The organism is Brevundimonas sp. ABV4_179 (assembly GCF_056311945.1).
Window position 1 is genome coordinate 2,957,658 of the sequence record NZ_CM149976.1, and the last position, 26,453, is coordinate 2,984,110.

The window sequence follows — 26,453 nt, forward strand, 5'->3', positions numbered from 1 at the left end:
TCAGCCCCGGAAGGCGGCCTCCAGCATTCCCATCTGGGACAGCACGGGGTTCTCCGGGGCCTTCTCCTGGTCGTCGAGATACATGCGGCGATCCAGATACAGGGTCCGTTCGAACAGTTTTTCGGACCGCACCAGATATTCGACCAGGGCGATCGGCAGTTCGGCGTGGCTGGGTTCGGCCTCGACACGGCGATCGTTCAGGCGATAGCGCGGCTCGCAAGCCGTCTCGGGCGACATGTCGTCCTCCCGGACGGCGCGCTGGACCAGCAGCCAAGAGGCGATCTGCATCAGCCGGGTCGTCAGCTTCATGCTCTCGGCCGCATAGGCCAGAGCGGCGGCGCGCGACAGCATCTTGGAATCGCGACGTCCCTCCCCGTCCAGATAGGCGGCCGTCTCCTCCACCAGTTCCATGCCTTCGCGGAAGGTGCGGTCGAACAGTTCCGACCGGGCGAAATCGCGCACCGTGCGGCTGCGGTCGGCGGAGGCGTGGGCGAAGGTCATTTCAGCTTTGATCATTGGATATGCGGAACCGTCCTGCAATCGGTCCCTGACGGAGCCGTTCGACAAAACGATGCAACGCTCATGCCATGCCGCGACGGCTTTCGCGATCAGGATCCGAAGTTGAACAGGGCGTCAGCGGCGTTTTTCTTGGACCGTTTGGCCTCAATGGCGGCGCGAGTGCGGGCGATCTCGTCGTCCAAGGCGGCGATGCGTCCCTCCAGATCCTCGATGGAATAGACGTCCAGATCTTCGCGCGACAGGGCGCGCAGCGGTTCGCCGCGCCGGGGCCGGGGCTCCAAATCCTCGAACATCGTCTGCGCCTTTCGTTCCGGTGATGGCCAAGGCGGGCCGGGGCGCCTATCTGAACGCCCTGACACGGACGAAAGCAAGGCGAGTGCGATGCGGGTCATCCAGATCGAAGGCGGCGCTGGGCCGGCCGAGGCGTTGAAGGTCGCGCAACGTCCCGATCCCGTCGCCGGACAGGGACAGGTGGTCGTCCGCGTGCGGGCGGCGGGGGTTAACCGGCCGGACCTGCTGCAACGGACCGGCGCCTACCCCCCGCCGCCCGGCGCGTCCGACATCCTGGGGCTGGAGGTCGCCGGCGAGATCGCTCGGGTTGGGAAAGGCGTCACGCGCTGGCAGGTCGGCGACCGGGTCTGCGCGCTTCTGGGTGGGGGCGGATACGCCGAACAGGCGGTGGTGGACGCCCGCCACGTCCTGCCGATCCCGGAGGGACTGGATTTCGTTCAGGCGGCCGCCCTGCCCGAAACAGTCTTCACCGTCTTCGCCAATGTGTTCGAGGCGGGCGCCCTGAAAGCCGGCGAGACGCTTCTGATCCATGGCGCGACCAGCGGCATCGGCGTCACGGCGATCCAGATGGCCAAGGCGGCGGGCGCCACCGTCATCGCCACCTCTCGCGGCGCCGACAAGACGAAGGCGGCGGCCGATCTGGGCGCCGACGTCAGCCTGGACGCCCGAACGGACGATCTGGAAGCGCGTATCAAGGCTGCGGGCGGCGCCGATGTCGTGCTGGACATGGTGGGACGCGACTACGCCCATCTGAACCTGAACAGCCTCAAGGCCGGCGGACGCTGGGTGGTGATCGCGTCGCTGACTGGCCCGAATGTCGAGATGGACCTGCAGCGGATCATGCTGAAACGCCTGACCCTGACAGGATCGACGCTACGCAGCCGCTCTGCGGACGAAAAGGCGCGACTAGCCGCAGCGGTGGAGGCCAAGGCATGGCTCTGGATCGCATCCGGCGCGGTCAAACCGCCCATTGACGCCGTCTATCCGCTGGCGCAGGCGGCCGATGCACACGCCGAACTGGAGGCAGGCGGGCACATCGGCAAGATCATGCTGCAGGTCTAACGGCGGGGACGCCAGCCGCCGTCGACTGGACGCAACGACGAGATGCTGTCGTTGAATCCGCCGATCAGATTGCGGATGTCGCCTTCGACAATCCTGCAGCGCCCCCGGAACTCCGCGTCGGTGCAGACCTCCCACCGGCCCTGCACGCGCACGGAGCTGATGCGGTCGTTGAACGGGGTGCGGCCCAGGTTGCGATCCTCGCTGGTGAACTCGCGCGAAGCGCCCCGGAAGTTAGAGTTTTCATAGACGACGATCGAGGATCGGCCCCAACCGCCATTTCCGCCGCCCCAACCGGGGCCGCCCCAACCCGGCCCGCCATGGCCCGGACCGCCGTTGCCCGATCCCCAGCCGCCGCCGTCGCCAGGTCTCCAACCACCGCCAGGCCGCCCAGGCTGGCTGTCCTCATAGTCGCCACGAAAGCGACCGCAGACCAGCAGGCCGTTGTCGTTGTTGATCTCTTCGTTGCCGCACCGCGCCAGTTCGATGGATGTCCCACGAATCCGACCACGGACGTCACGACAATCGGCGTAAAGCCGACCACGATTTGTGTAGGCCTCGGTGCATGACTGGCTGTAGCCGCCACGGGGTGCGACCCGCTGGGTGCTGTAGTCCTGACCAGCCATCGCGGCGGCCAGGGCGGCCGAAAGTAGAATGGACATGGGGTTCTCCTCTCCCTGAGGCTCAAAGCCTTCACTACCGCAAGGGTTGCACCGGACGGATGAACCGTTGCTGTATGCGATTGTCGGGCGGCGTTTTCTTTTCGCGCGAATAGGCCTATATCGAAATCATAAGCGCCCGGTCGAAAGGCCGGGCGCCGTCGTATCCAACGCCAGCCGAAGCCTCATTCGGCGGCTCCTACAACACCGGGACGAACGCCCCATGAGCGACATTCTGATGCCCAAGGCCACCGCGGTCTGGCTGGTCGACAACACCTCCCTCAGCTTCGAGCAGATCGCCGATTTCTGCGGTCTTCACCCGCTGGAAGTCCGCGGCATCGCCGACGGCGATGTGGCGCGCGACATTCGCGGCGTCGATCCTGTGACCGGCGGCCAGCTGACGCGCGAAGAGCTGGACAAGGCGCAAGCCGACGAAAACTATCGGATGAAGGCCATCGTCAGCCGCCACGCCGAACTGCTGAAATCGGCCAAACCGGCGCCGAAATACACTCCCGTCTCACGTCGCCAGGACCGGCCGGACGCCATCGCCTGGTTCGTGCGCAACCACCCCGAGGTGACCGACGCCCAGATCGCCAAGATGCTGGGCACCACCAAGTCCACCATCGAGAGCGTGCGCAACCGCACCCACTGGAACTCGGCCAACATCAAGCCAGTCGATCCGGTGACCCTGGGCCTGGTCGGCCAGCTGGCCCTGGACGAGATCGTCAAGAAGGCCGCCGACAAGAAGGCCAAGGACGACCTGAAGAAGGGCGGCGGCACGATCCAGCCCGTGGAGGAAGTCGAGGCCGAGCCCGAGTTCGTCCCCGAAGCCCGCCAGCGCCCCAGCGCCGAGCCCACCGCAGAGTCGGTGTTCGGTTCGAAGAACTGACATAAGGTCTTCCAGAACAAAACGGCCCCGGAGAGCAATCTCCGGGGCCGTCGTCGTTCTAGGAAGCCTGACGCCGTTTAGTGGGTGCGGGCCTCCAGGCTGGTGATCTCTTCCTTGAGCCGAAGCTTCCTCTGCTTCAGCTCCCTGACCTGCAACGTGTCCACGGACGGCCGGGCGAGTTCCTTCTGGATCGTCTGATCCAGATTGCGATGACGGTTACCCAGTTCGCGAATACGAGCCTCGATGGTCATGGCTTGCGCCTCCTCAGGTTAGGGACCAGTAGAGTGAGCGCCCGGTTTGGCAGGCTGTGGAATCACATTCCGGTGACAGCCCGCTTCGTCGGACAGGTTGGAGGCTGACCGCAAAAATGGTCGATGATGTGAACGGAGCCATACGGAACCCGCCCGCCCGGATGGTGGTCGGAATTTCAGGGGCTTCCGGCGCGATCTATGGCGCGCGGACGCTGGATGCGCTGAGCGATTTGGGCGTCGAGAGCCATCTGGTGGTGACCAAGGCCGCCCTGCTCACATTGTCGCAGGAGACCGATCTGACGCCGGAGGCGCTGACCGCCAAGGCGTCCGTCGTGCACAAGCTGGCCGATGTGGGCGCGACCATCGCCTCCGGCTCGTTTCGCACCCTGGGCATGATCGTGGCGCCGTGTTCGGTCAAGACCATGAGCGAGATCGCGACGGGCGTGACCTCGACCCTGTTGACCCGGGCGGCGGACGTCACTTTGAAGGAACGGCGACCGCTGGTCCTGATGGTGCGCGAGACGCCGTTTCACCTTGGCCATCTTCGCACCATGACGGCCCTGGCCGAAATGGGCGCCGTCATCGCCCCGCCCCTGCCCGCCCTTTACGCCCGACCCGCCTCGATCCAGGAGATGGTCGACCAGTCGGTGGGCCGCGCGCTGGACCTGTTCGGCCTAGACTGGAGCGCCGTGCGGCGCTGGAAGGGTCTGAGCTGATGAGTTTGTGGGATTGGGCCGTCGCCGCCTATGGCGACCCGGGCGTTTCCGACGCCTGTCTGGCGCTGCAGGACCATCACGAACAGAACGTGCCGCTGCTGCTGTGGTCCGCCTGGGCCGCCGCTACGGGTCGGCGGCCGGACGAGGAGACGATAGAGGCCGCCTGCGACACCGCCCGCGCCTGGGACGGGGTGGTGGTGACGCCGTTGCGGGCCATGCGCCGCATCCTGAAAGCGCCTGTGTCCGACATCGACGACGGCCCGCGCGAGACGATCCGCAACCGCGTCAAGGCGGTCGAGCTTGAGGCCGAACGCCATCTTCTTCAGGCGCTGGAGGCGCTGGCGCCCGAGCCCAGCGCTCCGCCTCGTGCCGCCATCGAGGGCCTGGCCGCCACCGCCAGGATCTGGGCCGCCGTCACCCCTCGCCCGGCGCTGATCCGCCTGGCCGACGCCCTTCCGGCCTGAAGCCGGCGTCGCTATAAGCGCCTTCGGGGACCAGACGATGAACGACGACCTGCCTGAAATCAGCGAGGAAGAAGCGGCCCTGCACGCCCGCGTCAAACTGCTGCGCCAGGAGCACGCCGACCTGGACGCCTCAATCGACGCGCTCAGCCAGGCGACGCTGCCGGACCAGTTGATGATCGCCCGACTCAAGCGAAGAAAGCTGGCCCTGAAGGACGAGATCGTGAAGATCGAGGACGTCATCCTGCCCGACATCATCGCCTGAACGTCGGCACGGCCCGGTTCCGTCCTGCGACCATCCGCCGCCCAGACCAGGCCCCAAAGTCGCCCCAGCCCCCGGGCATAAGCCGGCCTTCCACGGAACGCCGTGCGTCGTCGAACGCCGCGTTCCTTAATTCCAGAGCGTAAATACGCTGGAGACGCCGCCGAATGCGACGCCTGCTGACCGACGCGCCGATGGCGCGCTGCAAGACCCTTTTGATCCACTCCGGCCAGACGGCCGCCTTCGCCGCCGTGGCCGTCTTCGCCGCCGCCGCCGCCCCGAACGTCGCCCCCGCGCCCGACCGCACGTCAAAGCCCATCGCCGCCCCCGTCGCCCCGCCCATCAAGGCCCAGGCGGAAAAGGCCGGCCCCGTCACGCGCCAGATTGTGTTCACCGCCCCGGTGCGCGGCTACGCCATCAACTCGGTCTTCGGCCTGCGAAAACTGGCCATCGAGGCCAAGGCCCGCGCCCACAAGGGCGTGGACATCGCCGCCCCCCAGGGCACCAGCGTCTTCACCGCCGCCGAGGGACAGGTGCTGCGCACCGGCTATGACGCTGGGGGCTATGGCAATTTCATCGAAGTGCGCCACCCCAACGGCATGACCACCCTTTACGGCCACCTCAGCCGCATCGACGTGGCCAGCGGCGATCGCCTGACGCCCGCACAGCGCATCGGCTTGGTCGGCTCTACCGGCTATTCCACCGGCCCTCACCTGCATTTCGAAGTCCGCCGCGACGGCGCCCAGGTCAATCCGACCAAGGTCATGGACCGCCACTTCGAGATCGCCGTCAAACCCAAGGCCTGACGACCTTAGCCTTGCCGCCCGCGGACCAATCGGCCTAACCTTCCCGCGCCTTGGGAGGGGCATCGGAAATGAACAGGTTCGTCGCCGCCGTCGTGGCCGGGATTCTGGCGCTGTCGCCCCTCGCCGTATCGGCGCAGGATTATGGTCGCTATAGCGACGCCGCCGCCCAAACCGAGCTGTCGCGCATCGCCGATGTGCAGACGGCGGTCATGGTGCCGATGCGGGACGGGGTCGGACTGGCGACAAATGTCTATCGGCCCAAGAACGCGACTGCGCCTTTGCCCACTGTCTTCGTGCGGACACCCTATAACGAGTTGGCCAACAACGCCCGCACGACACGGACGGCCCTGACCTGGGTCAGCCGAGGCTACGCCTTCGTGATCGAGAACGAGCGCGGGCGCTATTTCTCGGGCGGCGACTACCAGATCCTGGGCTATCCGCAGACCGACGGCTACGACGCCCTGACCTGGATCTCGGCTCAACCCTGGTCGAACGGCAAGGTGGGCACGCTGGGTTGCTCATCGTCCGCCGAATGGCAACTGGCCCTGGCGGCGCAGAACCACCCGGCCCACGCCGCCATGGTGCCCCAGGCTTCCGGCGCCGGCATCGGCAAGGTCGGTCGGTTCCAGGAACAGGGCAACTGGTACACCGGCGGCGTGCCACGCAACCTGTTCTTCGTCTGGCTGTACGGGGTGGACAATCCGCTGCGCGCGCAGGTTCCAGCCGACATCGATCAGAAGACCCGCGCACGGCTGTTCCTCTACAACGACCTGGACGCCAAGAAGCCCGAGGTCAATTGGCCCAGCCAGATTCGTCACCTGCCGGTCGATCAGATGCTGTCTGACCTGGGTGAGCCGCCCGCCACCTTCGAACAGTTGATCGCCCGCACGCCCGCCGATCCGGCCTGGCGCCAGGGCGGCCTGTATCACGACGACATGGGTTGGGGCGTGCCGTCCCTGTGGTTCAACAGCTGGTATGATGTGTCGATCGGCCCGAACATGGAACTGTTCAATCACGCACGGGCGTCGACGCAGGATCGCGAGGCGGCCGAGAACCAGTATGTGGTGGTCGGCCCGAACAACCACTGCGCCTTCGCCGGCCTGGGGCCCAACTATCGCTCCGGCGACCGGGCGCTGGGCGACGCCAGCTTCGACAGCGACGCCCTGGTCCATGCCTGGTTCGACCGCTGGCTCAAGGGCGAGCGCCGCGCCTTCCCGGAGAGCACGCCGCACGTCCAATATTTCAACATGGGCGAGAACGCCTGGCGCACCGCCGCCCAATGGCCGCCGGCTGGCGTACAGACGGTGCGGATGTATCTGCGCTCAGGCGGCGCGGCCAACAGTTTGAACGGCGGCGGACGGTTGAGCCTGGACGCGCCGCCGGCCGGAGAATCGGCCGACCGCTATCGCTACGATCCCATGAACCCGGTCCAGACCATCGGCGGAGGCGATTGCTGCAACGGCGGTCTGGTGACCGCCGGCGCTTTCGACCAACGCCAGATCGAGGCGCGCAACGACGTGCTGGTCTACACGTCCGAGCCGCTGACCCAGCCGATGCAGGTCACCGGCTTCATCGACACGGTGCTGAAGGTGTCGTCCTCGGCGCCCGACACCGACTTCGCGGTCAAGCTGGTGGATGTGGCGCCGGACGGGACAGCCTATATCCTGGGCGACACCATCATGCGGGCGCGATATCGGGACGGCTACGACAGGCCCACGCCTCTGACGCCCGGCCAGGTCGCCACGGTTCAGCCGACGCCGATGACCATCAACAACACCTTCCAGCCAGGCCACCGGATCAGGGTCGAGATCACCAGCTCCAACTTCCCGAAATTCGTCAGGAATCTGAACACCGGCGGACCGAACGAAAGCGAACGCGAGGGTGTTATCGCCGACAACGCCGTGCACCATGACGGGGCGGACGCCTCCTATATCGACTTGCCGGTTCTCAAATAGCTCTGGCGGCTGGCGTCCGGGCGGCGACGCCCATAGGCTGACGGCTGCAACATTAGGGGGCGACATGGCGGCGTTGACGCTGGAGAGCGTGAGCAAGCGATACGGCGATTTCGACGCGGTGCGCGATCTGAGCTTTCAGGTTCAGAAGGGCTCGATCTGCGGGTTTCTGGGTCCCAATGGGGCGGGCAAGACCTCGACCCTGCGGATGATCCTGGGGCTTCAACCGGCGACGGCGGGTCGGATCGAGATTTTGGGCGCCGCCGACGGACGTCAGGTGCGCGACCGCATCGGCTTCCTGCCCGAGGAGCGGGGTCTGTACAAGAAGATGACGCCGGTCGAGGCCATCGCCTTTTTCGGCGCGCTGAAGGGACTGCCCCCTGCGGAAGGTCGCCGTCGCGCCAAGACCATGCTGGAGCAGCAGGGGCTGGGCGCCGCGCAGAAAAAGAAGATGAAGGAACTGTCCAAGGGGATGGCGCAGAAGGTGCAACTGATCGCCTCGGTCGTGCACCAGCCTGAGTTCGTCATCCTGGACGAGCCGTTCTCGGGCCTGGACCCCATGAACCAGCAGGGGCTGGAAGCCATGATCCGCGATCTGGCGGCCAACGGGGCCACGGTCTTGTTCTCCACCCATGTGATGCAGCATGCCGAGCGGCTGTGCGACAAGGTCGTGCTGCTGGCGCGCGGGCGAAAAGCGTTCGAAGGCACGGTCGAGCAGGCCAAGGCGACCTCGCCCCGATTCCTTGATCTGGACGGCGCCATCGACGCCCAGGCGGCGGCGACCCTGCCTGGCGTAGCGGGGGTCGAAACCCTGTCCGAACAGGATGGCGTGCGACGGCTGAAAATCGCCCTGTCGCCGGGCGCGGCGGGGCAAGAGACGTTGAAGGCCGCCTTCCTGAACGGCCTGGACGTGCGCGGCTTCGCCTTAAAGGAGCCGACGCTGCACGACGCCTTCATCGGCCTGACCGGCGACCATCCCGACCAACCCGCCTCGCCGTCGGAGGCGGTCCAATGAAGCGCACCCTGCTGATCGCGCGCCGCGAATATGTCGCCTACGCCAAGACGGTGGGGTTCTGGCTGTCGTTGCTGGCCTTTCCGATGTTCGCCGTGCTGGGCGGGGGCATCCCGCTGCTGATCCGGTCGGCCGAGCCGATCAAGACGGTAGCCGTGATCGAACAGGGCCCCGCCGCCACGGGCTTGGCCGCCACGGTCCGCGACGCCTTGCAGGCCGATCTGGATCGGCAGGGCGAACGGCTGCGCATCGCCGCCGAGAAGGGTCAGGCCGGCGCCGGGCGCGCCATGGCCTCCATCAGCGCGCCAAAAATTCGTTTGGTCGCGGCGCCGGCCGCCATCGCCGATGCGACCGGCCCGGCGCGTGACGCCGCCATCAAGACGGCGCTGGACAAGCAGACGCCCAAGACCGATCGCCTGGACGCCGTGGTGTTTCTGAACCGGATCGACGGCAAGCCCGCCGCCCAGGTCTGGACCGCCCGCGCCACCGACAATGACGTGTCCGGCTTCGTCCGCAGCGCCCTGCGCGATGCGCGCCGCAACGAACTGCTGGCCGAGGCTGGCGTGCCTCCGGCCGTGGCCACCGAGATCCAGACGTTCCAGCCCGAGGTGAAGGCCTTCTCCCCCAACGCCGCCAGCGGAGCCGAGGTGTCGATGCGCGACCGCATCCCGTCCTTCGTGGGCCTGGGGGCCGGTTTCCTGCTGTGGTCGCTGGTCATCACCGGCGCCTCCATATTGCTGAACAGCGTGATGGAGGAGAAGTCGAACAAGATCCTGGAGGTGCTTTTGTCCTCGGCGTCGACGACCGAGATTCTGACCGGCAAGGTGCTGGGGGTGGCGCTGCTGACGCTGACGGTCATGGCGGTGTGGGGCGGGATCGGCGCATCGACCCTGATGTCCGCCTCGCCCCAGGTGGCGGCCAGCATCGGACAGGCGCTGATGCACGACGGCCTGATCTTCTATTTCATGGCCTATATGGTCGGCGGATATCTGATGTATGCGGTGCTGTTCGCCGCCATCGGCGCCTTCTGCGAGACGCCGCGCGACGCCCAGACGCTGATGGGGCCGATCATGATGATCTTGGTGGTGCCCATCCTGGTCATGCAGATGGCCCTGACCAGCCCGGACGCGCCGGTGGTCAAGGTGCTGTCGTGGATTCCCTTCTTCACCCCCTTCCTGATGAGCGCGCGGGCGCCCAGCGATCCGCCCCTGATCGAGGTCGTGCTGACCCTGATCGGCATGTTCGCCACGGCCGCCTTCATGGTCTGGATCGCCGGCCGCGCCTTCCGCGCCGGCGCCCTGTCGGACGTGAAGCTGAGTTGGAAAACGTTCGGCCGGGCGGTGACAGGACAGAACTAGGCAGGCGTCTATCCTCCCCGTCGCGAAAGCGGTGGGGAGGAGACACGAAAAAGGCCGCCTCCTTTCGGAAGCGGCCTCTAATCTTGTGGCTTTCGCCGAGGTCTTAACGACCGCCGGGAACGCGCGGCTTCGGCGCGGGCAGCAGGCCCTCGCGTTGAGCGCGCTTGCGCGCCAGCTTGCGGGCGCGACGGACAGCTTCAGCCTTTTGGCGGGCGCGCTTTTCCGACGGCTTTTCGTAATGCACGTGGCGCTTCATTTCACGGAAGCTGCCTTCGCGCTGCATCTTCTTCTTCAGGGCCTTCAGCGCCTGATCGACGTTGTTGTCGCGGACGAAAATCTGAACCAGGTTAAACTCTCCTTTGGCCGCCCGCCGCGTCCTGTGAGGGAGACGGGCGAACAAAATAAAATCGTCTTCCGGGAGCGAGGCCCTCGGATGAAGGCGCGCTGATACACGACCCACCCTGCCCTGTCCAGTTCAACGCGACCATTCTTGAAGGCTCGAAACCCCCGCGCGACAGGCGTATGTTCCCCCCATGACACAGAACCCCGACTGGGCCGACCGCACCGAGCAGACCGTGCTGGACGCCGCCATAGCCCGCGCGCCCGCCCTGGGCTGGAACGCGCGCCTGGTGCGCGAGGCGTGCGAGGCCAGCGGACTGTCCCTTGGCGACGAAGAACTGCTGCTGCCCAATGGCGCGCGTGATCTGGCCGCCCTGTTGTCGCGTCGCCACGATTCGCGGGCCTTACAGGCCTTGTCCGCCATCGACGCCAAGTCGTTGAAGATTCGCGAAAGAATCGCCCGCGCCGTGTCCGAGCGGATGGAGGCGGGCGCCGCCGACCTTGAGGCCACACGCCGATGCGCCGCCTTCCTGGCCCTGCCCGCCAACGCCGATCTAGGGCTGAAACTGGCCTGGGAAAGCGCTGACCACCTGTGGCGCTGGGCCGGCGACGAGGCGACCGATTGGAACCATTATTCGAAGCGAACCATCCTGTCGGGCATCCTGATTCCAGCCCTGACGATGCGCTGGTTCGACGGTCGTGAACGCGCAGAAGAATTCGTCGCCCGCCGCATCGAAAACGTCATGGCCTTCGAAAAATGGAAGGCAGGCAAGGATTTCGACGCGCCGTTCCGTAGGGTGAATGAGGCGCTGAGTCGGATGCGGTATGGGGCAAGAACCTAGGGCATCCCACGATTGCCGAAACCAACAACCTGTGCGACAATCGCAGTAAACGGAGGTTGTGAGATGCGGAAGACCATCGTCCTGAGCGGGATCGGAGTTTTAGCGGGGTCAGCGCTTTTAGGCGGGCTGTCTTATCAAGAGCCGCCATCGCGAACGAAACCAAAGGTCTGCTGGGTCGAAAGCAAACCGATCCCCAATGGCGTTCTCAACGTCGTGAGATGTGACGAAGTCAAATTCGGCTAAATCGAACCTAGCATCCGGTTCACATGCGCCATCTTGCGGCCGGGGCGCGCCTCGGCCTTGCCGTAGATGTGCAGCCGCTCGTCGGACTTGCCCGCCAAGTCACGCCACTGTTCGACCTCGTCGCCCAGCAGATTGGTCATCTCGACGCGGGCATGAGCGGCGGTCGGCCCCAGAGGCCAACCCGTCACGGCGCGGATATGCTGTTCGAACTGGTCGCAAACGCAGCCGTCCTGGGTCCAGTGACCAGTGTTGTGGACGCGCGGCGCGATCTCGTTGACCAGCAGGATGTCGTCGCCCAAGTCGAACAGTTCGACCCCCAACACGCCAACATAGTCCAGCCCGTCCAGAATCGCCTCGGCGATGGCGCGGGCGCGGACTTGGGTCTTGTCGTCCACAGTCGCGGGCGCCAGTGTCGTGCGCAGGACCCCGCCCTCATGGCTGTTTTCACCCAACGGATAGACCGCCATATGGCCGTCCCAGTCGCGCGCGGCGATAACCGACAACTCGCGCACGAAACTGGCCTTTGCCTCCAGGATCGCCGGACGACCACCTAGGCTTTCCAGCGCCTGCGCCGCATCGGCGATATCGCGAATCCAGACCTGCCCCTTGCCGTCATAGCCTTCGCGACGCGTCTTCAGCAGGGCCGGAACGCCCAGCACCGTCAGACCGTCGATCAGGTCCTCCAGCGTGTCCACCACCGCGAACTGCACCGTCGGCGCGCCGACAGCGTTCAGGAAGGTCTTTTCATCCGCCCGGTCCTGCGACACCCGCAGCGCGGTCGGTCCCGGCGCGACCAAGGCGCCGGCCTCGGCCAGTCTTTCGATGGAAGCGGCCGGCACATTCTCGAATTCGAAGGTGACGACGTCGGCGGCGCGGCCCAAGGCCGTCAGGGCGTCGGGGTCGTCATAGGCGGCGACGATCTGACGCGCCGACACCCGGCCCGCAGGGCTGTTCGCCTCAGGGTCCAGAATAACGACGTCAAAGCCCAGGCGCGAGGCGGCCTGACTCAGCATCCGGCCCAGTTGGCCTCCGCCGATGATGCCGAGGGTCGAACCGGGGGGAAGCGGAAGGCTGGGCACTCAGTCCTCGACGGATTCTGCGACGGATTCGGTCTGGGCGGTGCGGAAGGCGGTCAGCCGTTCGGCCAGGGCAGCATCTGCCAGGGCCAGGATTTGCGCGGCCAGAATGCCGGCGTTGGCGGCGCCCGCCTCGCCAATGGCCAGGGTCGCGACCGGCACGCCCGCGGGCATCTGCACGATGGACAACAGACTATCCATGCCCTTCAGCGCCTTGGACTTCACCGGCACGCCCAGAACAGGCAGTTCGGTCATGGAGGCCGCCATGCCAGGCAGATGGGCGGCGCCGCCCGCGCCCGCGATGATGACCTGGTATCCGGCGGCCTTGGCGCCCGTGGCGAACTGAACCAGACGGTCCGGCGTACGGTGCGCGCTGACGACCTTGGCCTGCCAGGCGACGCCCAGTTGGTCCAGTTTGTCGGCGGCCAGCCTCATCGTCGGCCAGTCTGACCGGCTGCCCATGATGATCGCCACCGGGGTTTCGGAAGTCGCCATGTCTGCAAGGCCCCTCGCGGAAAGGCGCCCGTTACAGCACCGACGGGGCGCCCGCAACCGCAAGCCGGCGGTTTCCGACGCGCGGCGACTTCAATGTCGCGGAATCACGCTCTACCATCGCTTCACCCTGCGCGACGCCTTGAGTGAGTCGCGCGACCGGAGCCCATCCTGCGCCGTGACCGACGTGGCCGAACACGACCTGACCGCCGAGATCGCACGCCTGCGCCTGGAGTTGGACGCCTGGAAGTCGCGCGCCGCCGCCGCCGAGGCCGCCGCCGATCACGATGTGCTGACGCCCGCCCTGAACCGGCGCGGCTTCATCGGGGCCTTGCAGCGGACCATGGCCTATTGCCAGCGGCACGGCGTGCCGGCGGTTCTGCTGTATCTGGACATGGACGGCTTCAAGAGCGTCAACGACACCCTGGGTCATGCCGCAGGCGACGCCGCCCTGATCGCCGTGGCCCGTCTGTTTCTGGCGAACCTGCGCGAATCGGATGCGGTCGGCCGAATGGGCGGCGACGAGTTCGCGCTTCTGATGCTGCACGCCGGACTGGACGAGGGCCGAGCCAAGGCGCGTCAGCTGGCCCAGGCGCTGCAGACCGAAGGCTTCGTCTGGGACGGCCAGAAAACAGAGTTGGGCGGATCGTTCGGCGTTCGAGCCTGGGACGGTCATACAGACGCAGAGGCGTGGCTGGCCGAGGCCGACGCCGCCATGTGGGTGCGTAAGAAAGGGCGCTGAGCGCGCCCCCTCCCCGCGCCGCTCCTTAGAGCGGCAGTTTCAACTGGATGCCGCCCATATGGCTCTCGGCGTGATCGCCGAAGCGACCGCGATAGCCGATCGTGACCTTGACCGGCCCGACCGCGCCTTCCACGCCCGCAGACGCCAGGAACTGACCGCCGAACGGATCGTCGATCTCGCGCGACAGGACCTGGGCCGGGTTGTTGTAAAGCCCGACGCGGACAGGATCGGAACTGTCGTCCAGCGCGTCACGATAGCCCCCTTCGGCGAACAGGCCGAAGCGCCCCATCTCCGCCTCGGCGCGCAGCGACACCTCGCCGGTCAGGGCTTTCACGGTGCGGTCGCCATACTGATACTGGGCCCCGACGCCCTGTTCGTAATAGCCGTCCACGTCGCTGGAGACATAGGCCAGGGCCGCGCGCGGCGACAGCGCGAAGCCGCCCATGTCGAACCACATCCCGCCCTGCAGTCGCGCGCCGGTGGTGAGCGCCCGTGTCTCGGCCATGTGGACGATGGGGGCCAGGCTGGTGGTGCGCTCGATGTCGTCGATATTGTCGCGCGCCACACCTACCGCCGCATTGACGAACACATCGCCCGAGCGCCAGCCGCCATAGACGTCCAGGCCGAAGCTTTCGACATTGAACCGCAACGCCTGGCTGTCCACGTCCGTCCTTCGCGCCGATCCGGCCAGGCCGAAGCGCCAGTTGGCGGACGGTCCCGCCTCCAGCGCGATCCGCGCGCCCCAGCCGTCGCTGGAGACGCTTGTGACCGGCCCACGCGCATCGGTGTCGACGCTGTCGATCAGGGCGGCGGTGGTGACGGCGACGCCCGCCTCCCACGGCTGACGACCCGACAGGGCGTCGCTTGCGGCGTCCAGCGCGTCCTCGCGGTGGCGATAGGTCGTTTCGCCCTGAAGCGTCGATTGGGCGCCGATGTCGCCGTAGTAGAGGTAGTCGGTTGCGAGCTGGGCGATGATCCGATGCCCGGCCGCCGTCGGGTGAACGCCGTCGAAGTAGAAATAGCTGTCGGGGTTCGAACAGACCGTGACCCCGTTGAAGCAGCTCTGAGTGATGTTGGTGATGCCGAACAGGCCTGGGTTGGCGGCCAGGGTGTCGCCGATCTTGAACAGGTCCATCATGATGATGTTGCTGCCCGGCCGCGCGCCGGCCGTGGTCGTCAGCCCCGTCTGCAGGGCGGTGTTGAAGGTCGTGACGGCGTAATCAGCCAGCGGCGCGGCGACCGTCCCCCGGAACTGGGGCGTCAGGCTGAGCTTGGGCAGGTTGGTGACCAGGATGGTCCCCGCACCGGCCCCCGCCACGGTGTTGATCAGGGTGGTGACATTGGCCGCTGCGCCGGTGGCGACGGGCGTGATCGCCGCGACCGGGCTGGCCGAGGCGCCGGCGACCGGCAGCCCCTGGAAGATGTCGTTGGCGCCGCCCAGGACGCTGACCAGATCGGTCGAGTTGAACCGCCCGCCCGCCGCCGTATAGCGCGACAGCTGGTTCAACATGCCGAACGGCACGCCGGTGGAGGCGTCGGTGCGCGCCCCGCCGAAGGCGTAGTTGATGCTGCCCGACACCGAGCCGTTGAAGTTGACGGCGTTGAAGCCCAGCAGTTCGACGAAGGTTGGCCCGTTCGAGAACCGACGGGCGTAGGGCGGCGACGGCGGCTGGGTCCCGCCCGAGATCAGATACAGATTGCCGTTGTCGCTAAGACTGTCGCCGAACACGACGAGACGGTTGTAGGTCTGGGCCGAGGCCGATCCTGCAAAGGCGCAGGCGGCCAGCGCCAAGGCGGCGACGGCGCCGCCGGTGATGAAGCGTGACATGTGAACCTCCCCAGCCGTCGTAGGTCGCGGCCGTTGCGGTGAGGATGCGCCAGTCAGCGCAGATGGCAAGATGCCGTAACGTCAGCCTTCGGAAGATTTTGCGCGGCGTGACCTAATGCAGGGTGCGGAACTTCAACGTGCCGGGCACGGTCTTCAGCACCCGCAGCGCCTCCGGGTCATAGTCGCGATCGACGTCGGTGATGACGTAGCCGGTGCGTTCGTCGGTCTTCAGGTGCTGGCCCAGGATGTTCAGACCCGCCGCAGCAAGCGCCCGGTTCAGCTCGGCCAGCACGCCGGGCTGATTCCTGTGGATGTGCAGGATGCGGTGCGCGCCCGACACATCGGCCAACTGCACGTTGGGCAGATTGACGCTGAATGTCGTGTCCCCCCGGTTCAGATAACCCAGTAGCCGCTCGGCCGCGAACTCGGCGATGGCTTCCTGCGCCTCTTCGGTCGAGCCGCCGATATGCGGCGTCAGGATCATATTCCTCAGCCCCTGAAGCGGGCTTTCGAAGGGATCGGAATTGGTGCGCGGCTCCTCGGGGAAGACGTCCACGGCCGCGCCGGCGACCCGGCCCGACCCCATGGCCTGGGCCAGGGCGCCGACATCGACGACATGACCACGCGACAGGTTCAGGAACAGCGCGCCCTCCTTCATCCGGCCGAACTGGGCCGCGCCGAAGATGTCGGCGTTCTCACGCCGTCCATCGACATGCAGCGTCACCACGTCGCTTTCGGCCAGCAGGGCGTCCAGAGACCGCATCCGCCGCGCATTGCCCAGCGCCAGCCGTTCCGACAGGTCATAAAACAGAACCCGCATCCCCAGGTTCTCGGCCAGCACAGACAACTGGCTGCCGATCGCGCCATAACCGACGATGCCCAGGGTCTTGCCGCGCAACTCCTTGGAGCCGGTAGCCGACTTGTTCCACTGGCCCACATGCATGGCCGCCGACTTGTCCGGGACGTCGCGCATCAGCACGATCATCAGGCCGATGGCCAGTTCGACCACCGAGCGCGTATTGGAATAGGGCGCATTGAACACCGCCACGCCGTGATCGGACGCCGCCTCCAGATCGATCTGATTGGTGCCGATGCAGAAGGCGGCGACGGCCATCAGCTTGTCCGCCTGTTCCAGCACCCGGCGCGACACCGTGGTCTTGGAACGGATGCCCAGCACATGGACGCCCTTGATGGCGGCGATCAGATCGTCCTCGTCCAGCGCGCCCTTCTGCGTCTCGACCGAATAGCCCGCCTCCTCCAGCCGTTCGACGGCGGCGGGGTGGATGTTTTCCAAGAGCAGCATCTTCATGCGGCTGCGCGGGAAGGACCAACGACCGGCCAGGCCCTCGGCGTGCAGCACCTCGTCCAGCGAGGCGGCTTCCGCGTCCGCGACTTCGACCACCGGCGCGCGGCGCACGACCTCGGTGAAGGCGTAAAAGGCGTCGGCCGCCCCGGCGATCTTGACCTCCGCATCGTTCCAGCCGTCACCGATCATGACGACGCGACCGGACAGGTTCAGGGCATGGATGGCGGCGGGCTTGCCATTATCGCGCGACAGAGGGTTGGCCTCATCGACGCCCGTCACACGCCCCTCGGCGTCATAGATCAGGTCGTTGCACAGCACCCGGTCCGGCGAAACGCCCAGTTCCTGAGCGACGGGGGCGATCACGTCGCGGAAACCGCCGGAAATGATGACGATCTTGCCGGTGTTCTGCTGGAAGAAGTTGAGATTACGCCGAACGGAGGCCGTCAACCGATCGGGCGCGGTCTGCGCCAGCGCCTGCACATGGTCGCGGGTCAGGGGGAGCAGCGCCAGACGCTGGCGCAGCGCCTGGCCGAAATCCAGCGTCCCGGCCATCGCCTTGTCGGTCAGCGATGCGATCTCGGCGCGGATCGCATCGGCGTCGGCCGAACCTGTCAGGGCGATGTCGGCCAGCGCCTCAAGGGTCTCGAAATCGACCAAGGTCGAATCGAAGTCGAAGATCAGAGTGGGGCGCGCAGTCATGTGGCGCGTCTTAGCCGCCTTCGCGCACGCAGCATAGCCAAGCCATGCTGATGACGGCGCACAGTTGCGCTTAAACCATGCCGCTCGGCGGGTGTTTCACCCACGGGGCGGCACGACTATGTCAGAAACGCACGATCCGGCGCACGCGGCTGTCAGGGCGGCGGCTTTCCAGCACGGCGGCGCCGACAGCGGCGGCGATGGTCGCGACGGCCAGAAGCGCCCCGCCCTCGCGCGCATGATCGCGGGCGTAGGCCCCGGCGTCGTCCGCATATCGACGCGCGGTCTTGCCGTGCTTCTTCATGGCCTTCTTCGACCCCTTGCGCGCCGAGCGGAACCAAGCATCGGCGCGGTCGCGGGCGTCATAGGCGGCGTCTGCGGCGCGGTGGCGGGCTTCGCGCGAGAAGTCGGCGGTCTGTTCGCCCACCTCTTCCGCACGATGACGGAAGGCGTCCACCGCATCGTGGAAACGGTCGCGCAGTTCGGCCGTATCGACCCATCCGCGCGGGTCGATGCGGGTCTTGATGCGCTGATAGCGGGTCGGCCCGGTGCGCTGCGTCAGATAGACGACAGCCGCCGCGCCGAGCACCAAGGCAGCCAGGCTGCCGGCCGTGATGCCGGGATGTTTGCGAATTTCTTCAATCGGATCGATGTCGCGGATCATCGGCGGGACCTTTTCCTCGAAATGGCGTGTCAGGCGGAGCGACGGCTCCGCTTGTCGGAAAAGAGCGAACCGCGCGGAAAAGGGTTCCGTCGACCGCGCGTCGCATGGCCCTGACCCCGCGCCGGATTGCCCCTTATCAACGGCCGCCTCGGCGCCTACATAGCCGCGATCCCGAAATGACGTCGCCAAAGGACCCCGCCGTGACCGATCACGCGCCCGAAACTCCCATTTCCGACGATCTGGCCGCCGCCTTCCAGATCGAGGGCTGGCCCGTGCGCGGTCGCCTGGTTCGCCTAGGCGCCGCCATCGACAAGATTCTGGCCGCCCACGCCTATCCCGAGCCGGTGGCCGCCCTGCTTGGCGAAGCCTGCGCCCTGGCCGCCCTGATCGGCTCCAGCCTGAAGTTCGACGGCCGGTTGCTGGTCCAGGCCCAGGGCGACGGCCCCGTGCGCTATGTCGTGGCCGACTATGGCACCGATGGCTCCCTGCGCGGCTACTGCCGCTATGACGAGGCCGAGGTCGGCGAGGCGTCCAAGGGCTTCTCCCGTCCCGGCGCCAAGTCGCTGCTGGGCCAGGGTGTTTTCGTCATGACTCTGGATCGCGGCCCCGACTTCGAGCGCACCCAGGGCATCACTCCTATCGAGGGCGAAAGCCTGTCGCTGGCGGCCGAACACTATTTCCAGCAGTCCGAACAGGTGCCGACCAAGGTGCGCTTGGCGGTAGGCGCGGTCGAAACGGAGACCGGTTCGCAATGGCGCGCAGGCGGGGCGATGATCCAGATCATCGCCGGCGACGAGACGCGCGGATCGACCGAGGAGGTCTGGGACCGCACCCGCGCCCTGTTTGGCACCCTGGCCGACGACGAACTGATCGACCCGACGATCTCGCCCGAGACCCTGCTGTTCCGCCTGTTCCACGAGGACGGGGTCCGGCTGGAAGGCGCGCGCGAGCTGACCGCCGTCTGCCGCTGTTCGCGCGACCGGATCGCTTCGGTCCTGGCTTCGTTCGACCCCGCCGAACGCGCCGATATGCTTGAGGACGACGGCAAGATTCGCGTCACCTGCGAATACTGCGCCACCGTCTATGCGCTGGACCCCGACGAGGTGGTCGCCGAGCAGATCTGAGCCAAAAAAGGGCGGCTCCGCGAGCCGCCCTCTCTTTTGATCTAGCCTTCCAGATCCAGCGAATAGCCCGCAGAGCGGACGGTGCGGATCGGATTGGCGCTGTCGTCGCCGATGGACAGGGCCTTGCGCAGGCGGCCGACGTGAACGTCCACGGTGCGGGCCTCGACATAGACGTCGGAGCCCCAGACGGCGTCCAGCAACTGCTCACGGCTGAACACCCGGCCCGGATGCTGCATGAAGTGGTCCAGCAGGCGGAACTCGGTCGGGCCAAGGTGAACCTCCTTGCCGTCGCGCTTCACGCGATGGGACACCCGGTCGATGATGATGTCGCCGTGGTTCAGCCGGTCGTCGGCCAGACCGGGACGAATGCGGCGCAGCACCGCGCGGATACGGGCGATCAGTTCGACCATCGAGAAGGGCTTGGTCAGATAGTCGTCGGCCCCGGTGTCCAGACCGCGCACCCGGTCGCTTTCCTCGCCGCGCGCCGTCAGCATGATGATCGGAAGGTTGCGCGTCTCGGCCTTGCCCCGGATACGGCGACAGACCTCGATGCCCGACAGTTTGGGCAGCATCCAGTCCAGCAGAACAAGATCAGGCTGGCGCTCGTCGATCTGGAGCATCCCTTCTTCACCGTCGGCGGCGACGGTGACGTCGTAACCTTCCTTTTCCAGATTGTACTGAAGCAGGGTCGCCAGCGCGTCCTCGTCTTCCATCACAAGGATATAGGGCTGCACGTCGGGTCTCCGGTCTCGGGTCAGTGCGTGGAAAGGTTTGGCGTCGGATCGGAATCCTCGGCCGTGGGCTGGGCGCGCGGGCGTTCGCCCACGATGTCGTCGCCGGTGATCTCGTAGTGGACGGTCTCGGCGATATTGGTCGCGTGGTCCCCTATCCGCTCCAGGTTCTTGGCCATGAACAGCAGATGGGTGCAGGCGCCGATCGTGCGCGGATCCCCCATCATGTAGGTCAGCAGTTCGCGAAACAGGGCGTTATAGTGCTCGTCCACCTCGTCGTCGGTCTGCCAGACGGCGACGGCGCGATCCAACTCGGAGGCGGTGTAGGCGTCCAGCACGTCGCGCAGGCGGGTCGACACCAACCGTCCCATACGCTCGATGGAGCGCGTGAGCGGCTGCATCGGCTCGCCCTCGGCCAAGATCAGGGCGCGCTTGGCGATGTTCTTGGCCAGGTCGCCTGTGCGTTCCAGATCGGTGGCGATCTTCATGGCGCCCAGGGTGCGACGCAGGTCGCTGGCGACCGGCTGACGCAAGGCGATCAGGCGAATGGCCTTCTTCTCGATATCCCGGTGCAGCGCATCCAGTTTCAGGTCACGCTCGACCACCGCGCGCGCCAGGGCGATGTCGCGCCGGGCGACGGAATCGATGGCGTCCGCGACCTGGGCCTCGGCTAGGCCGCCCATGCGAGCGACCTCGGCCGTGATCTGGTTCAGTTCGTCGCCATAGGCTTTGACGGTGTGCTGGTTCATCGGATTAGCCGAAGCGTCCCGTGATGTAGTCGAGGGTGCGCCGTTCGCGCGGATTCTGGAAGATGTCTTCGGTGTCGCCCGTCTCGACCAGACGGCCCATGTGGAAGAAGGCGGTGCGTTGCGACACTCGCGCGGCCTGGGCCATCGAGTGGGTGACGATGACGATGCAGAACCGCTCGCGCAGTTCGTCGATCAATTCCTCGATCCGCGCCGTGGCGATGGGGTCCAGGGCCGAGCAGGGCTCGTCCATCAGGATCACTTCGGGGTTCACGGCGATGGCGCGGGCGATGACCAGACGCTGCTGCTGACCACCCGACAGGCCCATGGCCGAGGATTGCAGGCGGTCGGCCACCTCGTCCCACAGACCCGCGCGCTTCAGGGCGCTTTCGACCACGCCGTCCATTTCGGACTTGGACGAAACCAGGCCGTGAATCTTGGGTCCGTAGGCGACGTTTTCGTAGATCGACTTGGGGAAGGGGTTCGGGCGCTGGAACACCATCCCGACCCGGGCGCGCAGCAGCACGGGGTCGATGGCGCGGTCGTTGATGTCCTCGTCGTCCATCGCGATCCGCCCGGTGACGCGGGCCCCGGCGATGGTGTCGTTCATGCGGTTCATTGTCCGCAGGAAGGTCGACTTGCCGCAGCCCGACGGGCCGATCAGGGCCGTGACGGTCTTGTCCGGGATGTCCAGCGAGACGTCGTAAAGCGCCTGCTTGCCTTCATAGAAGACCGAGACGTCGCGCGCGGCGATCTTGATCGGTCCCGTCGGCGGCGTGTCGACGGCGGTCGGGCCTGTCACAGGCGCGGCGTCTTCGGCTCGCAAGTTCGTCGGCGCGGCGTCGGACGCCGGCGCGACCTCGGGCAGGACCTGCCCGCCCATGCGCGGCGTCTGGGTCGGATCGACCGGCCCTGCGCCCGTCTGGTCCTCGGCGGAGCGGAAAATACGGAATTTCATTCTCTTACCACCGACGCTCGAAGCGCCGCCTCAGGATGATGGCCGCCGCGTTCATGATGATCATGAAGACCAGCAGGACGATGATCGCCGCGGCGGTGCGTTCGTGGAAGGCCCGCTCCGAGGCGTTCTCCCAGATGTAGATCAGCGACGGCAGGGCGCCGACGGGCTGGTCGATGGCGTGCGGCACGCCCGGCACGAAGCTGACCATGCCGATCAGCAGCAGCGGCGCTGTCTCGCCCAAGGCGTGGGCCATGGAGATGATGGCGCCGGTCATGACGCCGGGCATGGCCAGCGGCAGGACGTGGCTGAACACCGTCTGGGTCTTGGACGCGCCCATGGCCAGGGCCGCCTCGCGGATCGAGGGCGGCACGGCCTTCAGCGCCGAACGGGTGGCGATGACCAGAGTCGGCAAGGCCATCAGGGCCAGAACCAGACCGCCCACGATGGGGCTGGCGCGCGGCAGGTGCATCCAGTTGATGAACAGGGCCAGACCCAAGAGGCCATAGACGATCGACGGCACGGCCGCGAGGTTGTTGATGTTGACCTCGATGATGTCGGTCAGCTTGTTCTTGGGCGCGAACTCTTCCAGCCAGATGGCGGCGCCGACGCCCAGCGGAATGGCGATCAGGGCCGTGACCAGCAGCATCAGCGCCGAACCGACCACGGCGCCCAGCACCCCGGCCAGCTCGGGTTGGGTGGAATCGCCATTGGTGAACAGGGCGGTGTTGAAGTGGGCGCCGATGACGCCATCGGCCTTCATCTTGTCCAGCCAGGCGATCTGCTGATCGGACAGACGGCGCTGATCCTCCGGCGTGGCCTTGGAGATTTCGCCCTTCAGATAAAGGTCGGCGTCATCCGACAGCGGCACGGCCAAGGGCACGGTCTCGCCGATGACCTCGGCGCGCTTGGCGACCAGATCGGCGGCGACGAACTTCAGCTCCGACGAGAACAACCGCTTCATCTGGCCGGCCTTTGTTGCGGCCGCATCGTCGGCGACGCCCATCCGCTGAAGCTGCTGCTCGGCCGCCATCTGCTCGAAGTTGGAGCCCTGCGGATAGGCGCGGTCGATGCGGGCGGGGTCCATATAGACCGGCACCGTCACCGTGTGGGCGTAGAAGGCCGTATGGCCCTGTTCGACGATACGGACCAGCAGGATCGCCAGGAACAGCATGGCGGCCGCGATAGCCAGGCGGCCATACCATTTGAAGCGCGTTTCCTTGGCGTGGCGGCGCTTGAGCCCCGCACGCAGACGCTCCAGCCGCCCGTTGGCGGAAGCGCCGTCGATCCGATCGGGGGTCGCGTCAGTCATATTGTTCCCGATAGGTCTGGACGATCCGGTGGGCGATGATGTTCAGCGCCAGCGTCACCAGGAACAGGGTCAGGCCCAGGCCGAAGGCCGACAGGGTCTTGGCGCTGCTGAACTCCTGGTCCCCGGTCAACAGGGTCACGATCTGCACCGTGACGGTGGTCACCGTATCCAGCGGATTGAAGGTCAAGTTGGCGGCCAGGCCCGCCGCCATGGTCACGATCATCGTCTCGCCGATGGCGCGCGACACGGCCAGCAGCAGGGCGCCGGCGATGCCCGGCAGGGCGGCGGGCAGCAGCACGCGCTTGACCGTCTCGGACTTGGTGGCGCCCATGGCGAACGAACCGTCGCGCAGGCTCTGCGGCACGGCGTTCAAGATGTCGTCGGACAGGGATGACACGAAGGGAATGAGCATGATGCCCATCACGGCGCCGGCGGTCAGGGCCATCTGGTTCTGCACCAGCGCCAGATACCGGCCCAGTCCGTCCAGCGGCCCGCCGATCAGGAACAGGCCGATCTCGTTGAACATGACGCGCAGGAGCGGCCCCACGGTCAGGGCGGCGAAGAAGCCGTAAACGACCGTCGGCACCCCGGCCAAAATTTCCAGCAGCGGCTTGATGACCGCGCGGGTCGTGCGGCTGGCGTATTCCGACAGATAGATGGCCGACAGCAGGCCGATGGGCGCGGCCACGCACATCGCGATCACCATGATCAGCAGTGTGCCAGCGAACAGCGGCACGGCGCCGAAGGCCCCCGACGACCCCACCTGATCGGCGCGGATCGCGATCTGCGGGCTCCATTGCGTGCCAAACAGGAAGTCGAGAACCGGCACCTTCTGGAAGAAGCGGAAGCTGTCGAAGGCCAGGGAGGCGATGATGCCCAGCGTCGTCAGGACCGCGATGGCCGAGCACACGAACAGGGCGCCATAGATCCAGCCCTCGACACGGTTGCGCGCGCGGGTCTTCGGCTTGATCTGGGTTAGGGCGAACAGACCGCCCAAGATGGCGGCCAGGATAGCGGCGGCGCCCCCGCCCCAGGACAGGGTGCGCTCGATACGGACCATCCGACGCGCCTCGACCGGCAGTTGTTCGGCCAGCGGGCGCTCCCAGATCTGCAGGGCGGCCTCGCCGCGGCCAACGCGATAGGCGTCGGCGAAGAAGGCGTCGCGGCGGAAATGATCCAAGGAGGCGACCGCTTCAGGCGTGCCCGAGGCCGTCAGCTGACGTTGCAGCGGCGCTGAAAAAACCGAGGCCAGGACCAGCACCAGCAGCGCCGGCGCGGCCACCCAGATCAGGGCGTAGGCGCCATGCTGGCCTGGGCGCGAATGCGGTTTGGCGCCGATCGCGCGGCGACGCGCCAGCTCTCGACCGCCTAGAAAGGCGGTCGCGCTCAGCGCCATGAGGATCAGCAGATAAATCCAGATCATTCGAAGTCCGAAGCGACGCGCGCGAATCGGCGTGCGGCCCTGAACACCTGGACCGACGCGGCGCGACTACTGCCTGCGAATGGTCAGCGGATTAAGACGGGTCGATGACAGTTGGGTGACAGCGAAGGTTCCCCCCATCGCCGCCGACAGGACCTAGCGCCGCTCGCCCGGTTGAGGGAACCAGGCGGTGAAGGCCGCGCCCATCCCTGGCGCGCTTTCCACCACCAAGCCGCCCTGGTGGCGGTTCATGATATGTTTGACGATGGCCAACCCAAGGCCCGTGCCCTGGCGTTCGCCGCTCTTCTGCCCCTCGACGCGATAGAAGCGCTCGGTCAGGCGCGGCAGGTGTTCGCGCGCCATCCCCGGCCCGTGATCGCGCACCGTGACGGCGGCATACAGAACGCCCGCCGTCCGATCGGGCGTTACCAGCGGCAGGCGCGTGGCTCCCGGCATCCGCGAAGCCCAGGCCTCGTCGAATGACAGGTCGGACCGAACGGAAATCTCGACCGTGCCGTTGCGTGACGAATATTTGACGGCGTTGTCCAAAAGATTCTGGACCACCTGGAGAATCTCGTCACGGTCGCCGCTGACCGAGGCCCGCGCCTCTCCTTGGTCCAAGGCGATGGCGATTTCCTTTTCGCGCGTCAGGACGCTGATGGCGTCCACCACGTCGGACGCGGCCCGGTCCAGATCGACACGACCGGACGGCGGGATATGTTCATTCAATTCAATGCGACTGAGCGAAAGCAGGTCGGCGACCAGCCGCCCCATCCGATCCGCCTGCGCCGACATGATGTCCAGGAAGCGGTCGCGCGCCGCCACGTCGTCGCGCGCGTGCCCCTTCAGCGTCTCGATGAAGCCGCTCAGCGAGGCCAGCGGCGTGCGCAGTTCGTGGCTGGCGTTGGCCAGGAAATCGACCCGCATCATCTCGGTTCGCCGCGCATCCGTCTCGTCGCGCAGGATCAGCAGCGCCATCTCGCCCCCGGGCGCCACGCCGTCGGCGACCGACAGCGGCCGGGTCCAGGCCCGCCAACGCCGATCCCTCTGGCCGCCGGTGGTGTAGTCGGTGGTGCGCGAGGCGCCGCCGAACAGGGCCTCGTCTACCGCCTCCAGCACGCCGGGCTCGCGGATGACCTGGACCAGCAGCGCACCCTGTCGCTGGATGCGCAACAGGTCGCGCGCAGCGTTATTGGCCATGACGATACGTCGGCCCGCGATATCGTCCGGCTCGCCGCCGCTGACCACCAGCACCGGATCGTCCAGCGCTTCGAACACCCGATCAAGCAGTTCGCCGGCGACCGCATCGGTCGTCGCATCGGCGGTCGCCCCGTCTAGGGCGGACGGGGCGGCGTCGGCCGCGCCCGGCATGTTCAGCAACCAGGCCGACGCCGCCACGATCACCGCCCCGCCCAGCAGCCAGTCCGCCAGTTCGGGATGCAGGATCGCCAGCACCACCAGGATCAGAATGGCGACGCCGATGCTGGCGCCCACGGTCCACAGACGCGACGAGGACACCGGCGCGACGGGAGAGGGCGAGATTTCATAAGGCATGGAGGGGCGGCGACCTCAAAAATGCACGGCGACATCCGATCCTTGCACGGATTTTGTGACGGCGCTTCGACAGGGCGGCGCCCCATTCAAGCGTCACCGCACGGTTTATTTAGAATTCTAGGCCAGATTGTCTCAAAGGAGAGCGCTA

At 66.7% G+C, this 26,453-nt stretch carries 28 protein-coding genes; 12 read left to right on the forward strand and 16 right to left on the reverse strand.

Features of this window, described 5'->3' with window-relative positions:
• Both rcdA and ACYX4P_RS14480 read right to left on the reverse strand, forming a co-directional pair.
• Positions 1 to 501 (reverse strand): protease adaptor protein RcdA, encoded by a 501-nt coding sequence (rcdA, locus tag ACYX4P_RS14475; RefSeq protein WP_248119141.1) that lies wholly within the window; start codon positions 499 to 501, stop codon positions 1 to 3.
• 107 nt (positions 502 to 608) lie between these two features.
• Positions 609 to 812 (reverse strand): DUF1192 domain-containing protein, encoded by a 204-nt coding sequence (locus ACYX4P_RS14480; RefSeq protein ID WP_248118917.1) that lies wholly within the window; start codon positions 810 to 812, stop codon positions 609 to 611.
• An 88-nt stretch (positions 813 to 900) separates the two neighbouring features.
• Here ACYX4P_RS14480 and ACYX4P_RS14485 point away from each other — a divergent pair, with 88 nt between their 5' ends.
• Positions 901 to 1,872: an NAD(P)H-quinone oxidoreductase gene (locus tag ACYX4P_RS14485; protein ID WP_248118916.1), complete on the forward strand. Its 972-nt coding sequence runs from the start codon at positions 901 to 903 to the stop codon at positions 1,870 to 1,872.
• Here the strand turns inward: ACYX4P_RS14485 and ACYX4P_RS14490 are convergent.
• On the reverse strand, positions 1,869 to 2,531 hold the full coding sequence (locus tag ACYX4P_RS14490; protein ID WP_248118915.1) for a beta/gamma crystallin-related protein: 663 nt from the start codon (positions 2,529 to 2,531) through the stop codon (positions 1,869 to 1,871). The genes ACYX4P_RS14485 and ACYX4P_RS14490 overlap by 4 nt on opposite strands.
• 220 nt (positions 2,532 to 2,751) lie before the next feature.
• On the opposite strand from ACYX4P_RS14490, the gene ACYX4P_RS14495 reads away from it, so the two are divergent.
• Positions 2,752 to 3,417 (forward strand): DUF1013 domain-containing protein, encoded by a 666-nt coding sequence (locus ACYX4P_RS14495; RefSeq protein WP_248118914.1) that lies wholly within the window; start codon positions 2,752 to 2,754, stop codon positions 3,415 to 3,417.
• Positions 3,418 to 3,494: 77 nt separating this feature from the next.
• Here ACYX4P_RS14495 and ACYX4P_RS14500 read toward each other — a convergent pair whose 3' ends face one another.
• Positions 3,495 to 3,668, reverse strand: coding sequence for a YdcH family protein (locus tag ACYX4P_RS14500; protein WP_248118913.1), 174 nt, complete (start codon positions 3,666 to 3,668; stop codon positions 3,495 to 3,497).
• Between the two features lie 116 nt (positions 3,669 to 3,784).
• Here ACYX4P_RS14500 and ACYX4P_RS14505 point away from each other — a divergent pair, with 116 nt between their 5' ends.
• From ACYX4P_RS14505 to ACYX4P_RS14535, 7 genes are all read left to right on the forward strand, one after another.
• A complete protein-coding gene (locus tag ACYX4P_RS14505; RefSeq protein ID WP_248118912.1) occupies positions 3,785 to 4,384 on the forward strand; it encodes a UbiX family flavin prenyltransferase in 600 nt (199 codons plus the stop codon).
• Positions 4,384 to 4,848 (forward strand): TIGR02444 family protein, encoded by a 465-nt coding sequence (locus ACYX4P_RS14510; protein WP_248118911.1) that lies wholly within the window; start codon positions 4,384 to 4,386, stop codon positions 4,846 to 4,848. Before ACYX4P_RS14505 ends, ACYX4P_RS14510 begins: the two co-directional genes overlap by 1 nt.
• Positions 4,849 to 4,885: 37 nt before the next feature.
• Positions 4,886 to 5,110, forward strand: a complete 225-nt coding sequence (locus ACYX4P_RS14515; RefSeq protein WP_248118910.1) for a YdcH family protein — start codon at positions 4,886 to 4,888, stop codon at positions 5,108 to 5,110.
• Between the two features lie 164 nt (positions 5,111 to 5,274).
• Positions 5,275 to 5,913: a M23 family metallopeptidase gene (locus tag ACYX4P_RS14520; RefSeq protein WP_248118909.1), complete on the forward strand. Its 639-nt coding sequence runs from the start codon at positions 5,275 to 5,277 to the stop codon at positions 5,911 to 5,913.
• 68 nt (positions 5,914 to 5,981) lie between these two features.
• Entirely contained in the window at positions 5,982 to 7,868 is a 1,887-nt protein-coding gene (locus ACYX4P_RS14525) for a CocE/NonD family hydrolase (RefSeq protein ID WP_476069874.1), read from the forward strand.
• 64 nt (positions 7,869 to 7,932) lie between these two features.
• Positions 7,933 to 8,880, forward strand: coding sequence for an ABC transporter ATP-binding protein (locus ACYX4P_RS14530; protein ID WP_248118907.1), 948 nt, complete (start codon positions 7,933 to 7,935; stop codon positions 8,878 to 8,880).
• Positions 8,877 to 10,235 (forward strand): ABC transporter permease, encoded by a 1,359-nt coding sequence (locus ACYX4P_RS14535; protein ID WP_248118906.1) that lies wholly within the window; start codon positions 8,877 to 8,879, stop codon positions 10,233 to 10,235. Before ACYX4P_RS14530 ends, ACYX4P_RS14535 begins: the two co-directional genes overlap by 4 nt.
• 103 nt (positions 10,236 to 10,338) lie before the next feature.
• Here ACYX4P_RS14535 and rpsU read toward each other — a convergent pair whose 3' ends face one another.
• Complete coding sequence (rpsU, locus tag ACYX4P_RS14540; protein ID WP_087120183.1) at positions 10,339 to 10,581, reverse strand: 30S ribosomal protein S21; 243 nt, start codon at positions 10,579 to 10,581, stop codon at positions 10,339 to 10,341.
• A gap of 187 nt (positions 10,582 to 10,768) precedes the next feature.
• Here rpsU and ACYX4P_RS14545 point away from each other — a divergent pair, with 187 nt between their 5' ends.
• Complete coding sequence (locus ACYX4P_RS14545) at positions 10,769 to 11,416, forward strand: COQ9 family protein (RefSeq protein WP_248118905.1); 648 nt, start codon at positions 10,769 to 10,771, stop codon at positions 11,414 to 11,416.
• Positions 11,417 to 11,655: 239 nt separating this feature from the next.
• Here ACYX4P_RS14545 and ACYX4P_RS14550 read toward each other — a convergent pair whose 3' ends face one another.
• Both ACYX4P_RS14550 and purE read right to left on the reverse strand, forming a co-directional pair.
• A complete protein-coding gene (locus ACYX4P_RS14550) occupies positions 11,656 to 12,738 on the reverse strand; it encodes a 5-(carboxyamino)imidazole ribonucleotide synthase (protein ID WP_248118904.1) in 1,083 nt (360 codons plus the stop codon).
• Positions 12,739 to 13,230 carry a 5-(carboxyamino)imidazole ribonucleotide mutase gene (gene purE / locus ACYX4P_RS14555; protein ID WP_248118903.1) on the reverse strand — a complete coding sequence of 164 codons (492 nt, stop codon included), beginning with the start codon at positions 13,228 to 13,230 and terminating at the stop codon, positions 12,739 to 12,741.
• 175 nt (positions 13,231 to 13,405) lie between these two features.
• Between purE and ACYX4P_RS14560 the strand changes: the two genes are divergently transcribed.
• Positions 13,406 to 13,969, forward strand: coding sequence for a GGDEF domain-containing protein (locus tag ACYX4P_RS14560; RefSeq protein WP_248118902.1), 564 nt, complete (start codon positions 13,406 to 13,408; stop codon positions 13,967 to 13,969).
• A gap of 25 nt (positions 13,970 to 13,994) precedes the next feature.
• Here the strand turns inward: ACYX4P_RS14560 and ACYX4P_RS14565 are convergent, their stop codons facing one another.
• The 3 genes from ACYX4P_RS14565 to ACYX4P_RS14575 all read right to left on the reverse strand — a co-directional run bounded on the left by ACYX4P_RS14565 (position 13,995) and on the right by ACYX4P_RS14575 (position 18,463).
• On the reverse strand, positions 13,995 to 15,797 hold the full coding sequence (locus ACYX4P_RS14565) for an autotransporter domain-containing protein (RefSeq protein ID WP_248118901.1): 1,803 nt from the start codon (positions 15,795 to 15,797) through the stop codon (positions 13,995 to 13,997).
• Positions 15,798 to 15,909: 112 nt separating this feature from the next.
• A complete protein-coding gene (gene serA / locus ACYX4P_RS14570) occupies positions 15,910 to 17,802 on the reverse strand; it encodes a phosphoglycerate dehydrogenase (protein WP_248118900.1) in 1,893 nt (630 codons plus the stop codon).
• A 121-nt stretch (positions 17,803 to 17,923) separates the two neighbouring features.
• Complete coding sequence (locus tag ACYX4P_RS14575; protein WP_248118899.1) at positions 17,924 to 18,463, reverse strand: hypothetical protein; 540 nt, start codon at positions 18,461 to 18,463, stop codon at positions 17,924 to 17,926.
• Positions 18,464 to 18,663: 200 nt separating this feature from the next.
• Here ACYX4P_RS14575 and ACYX4P_RS14580 point away from each other — a divergent pair, with 200 nt between their 5' ends.
• A complete protein-coding gene (locus tag ACYX4P_RS14580) occupies positions 18,664 to 19,587 on the forward strand; it encodes an Hsp33 family molecular chaperone (protein WP_248118898.1) in 924 nt (307 codons plus the stop codon).
• A gap of 41 nt (positions 19,588 to 19,628) precedes the next feature.
• Here the strand turns inward: ACYX4P_RS14580 and phoB are convergent, their stop codons facing one another.
• The 6 genes from phoB to ACYX4P_RS14610 all read right to left on the reverse strand — a co-directional run bounded on the left by phoB (position 19,629) and on the right by ACYX4P_RS14610 (position 26,305).
• Complete coding sequence (gene phoB, locus ACYX4P_RS14585) at positions 19,629 to 20,321, reverse strand: phosphate regulon transcriptional regulator PhoB (RefSeq protein WP_248118897.1); 693 nt, start codon at positions 20,319 to 20,321, stop codon at positions 19,629 to 19,631.
• Positions 20,322 to 20,341: 20 nt separating this feature from the next.
• Entirely contained in the window at positions 20,342 to 21,067 is a 726-nt protein-coding gene (gene phoU / locus ACYX4P_RS14590; RefSeq protein WP_248118896.1) for a phosphate signaling complex protein PhoU, read from the reverse strand.
• Positions 21,068 to 21,071: 4 nt separating this feature from the next.
• Entirely contained in the window at positions 21,072 to 22,022 is a 951-nt protein-coding gene (gene pstB / locus ACYX4P_RS14595) for a phosphate ABC transporter ATP-binding protein PstB (RefSeq protein WP_248118895.1), read from the reverse strand.
• Between the two features lie 4 nt (positions 22,023 to 22,026).
• Positions 22,027 to 23,331 (reverse strand): phosphate ABC transporter permease PstA, encoded by a 1,305-nt coding sequence (pstA, locus tag ACYX4P_RS14600; protein WP_248118894.1) that lies wholly within the window; start codon positions 23,329 to 23,331, stop codon positions 22,027 to 22,029.
• The gene (pstC, locus tag ACYX4P_RS14605; protein ID WP_312570538.1) at positions 23,324 to 24,754 is read right to left on the reverse strand and encodes a phosphate ABC transporter permease subunit PstC; all 1,431 of its coding nucleotides are present in this window, start codon (positions 24,752 to 24,754) and stop codon (positions 23,324 to 23,326) included. The genes pstA and pstC overlap by 8 nt, the downstream gene beginning before the upstream one ends.
• Positions 24,755 to 24,907: 153 nt before the next feature.
• The gene (locus ACYX4P_RS14610) at positions 24,908 to 26,305 is read right to left on the reverse strand and encodes an ATP-binding protein (protein WP_292048014.1); all 1,398 of its coding nucleotides are present in this window, start codon (positions 26,303 to 26,305) and stop codon (positions 24,908 to 24,910) included.
• Positions 26,306 to 26,453 lie beyond the last annotated feature (148 nt).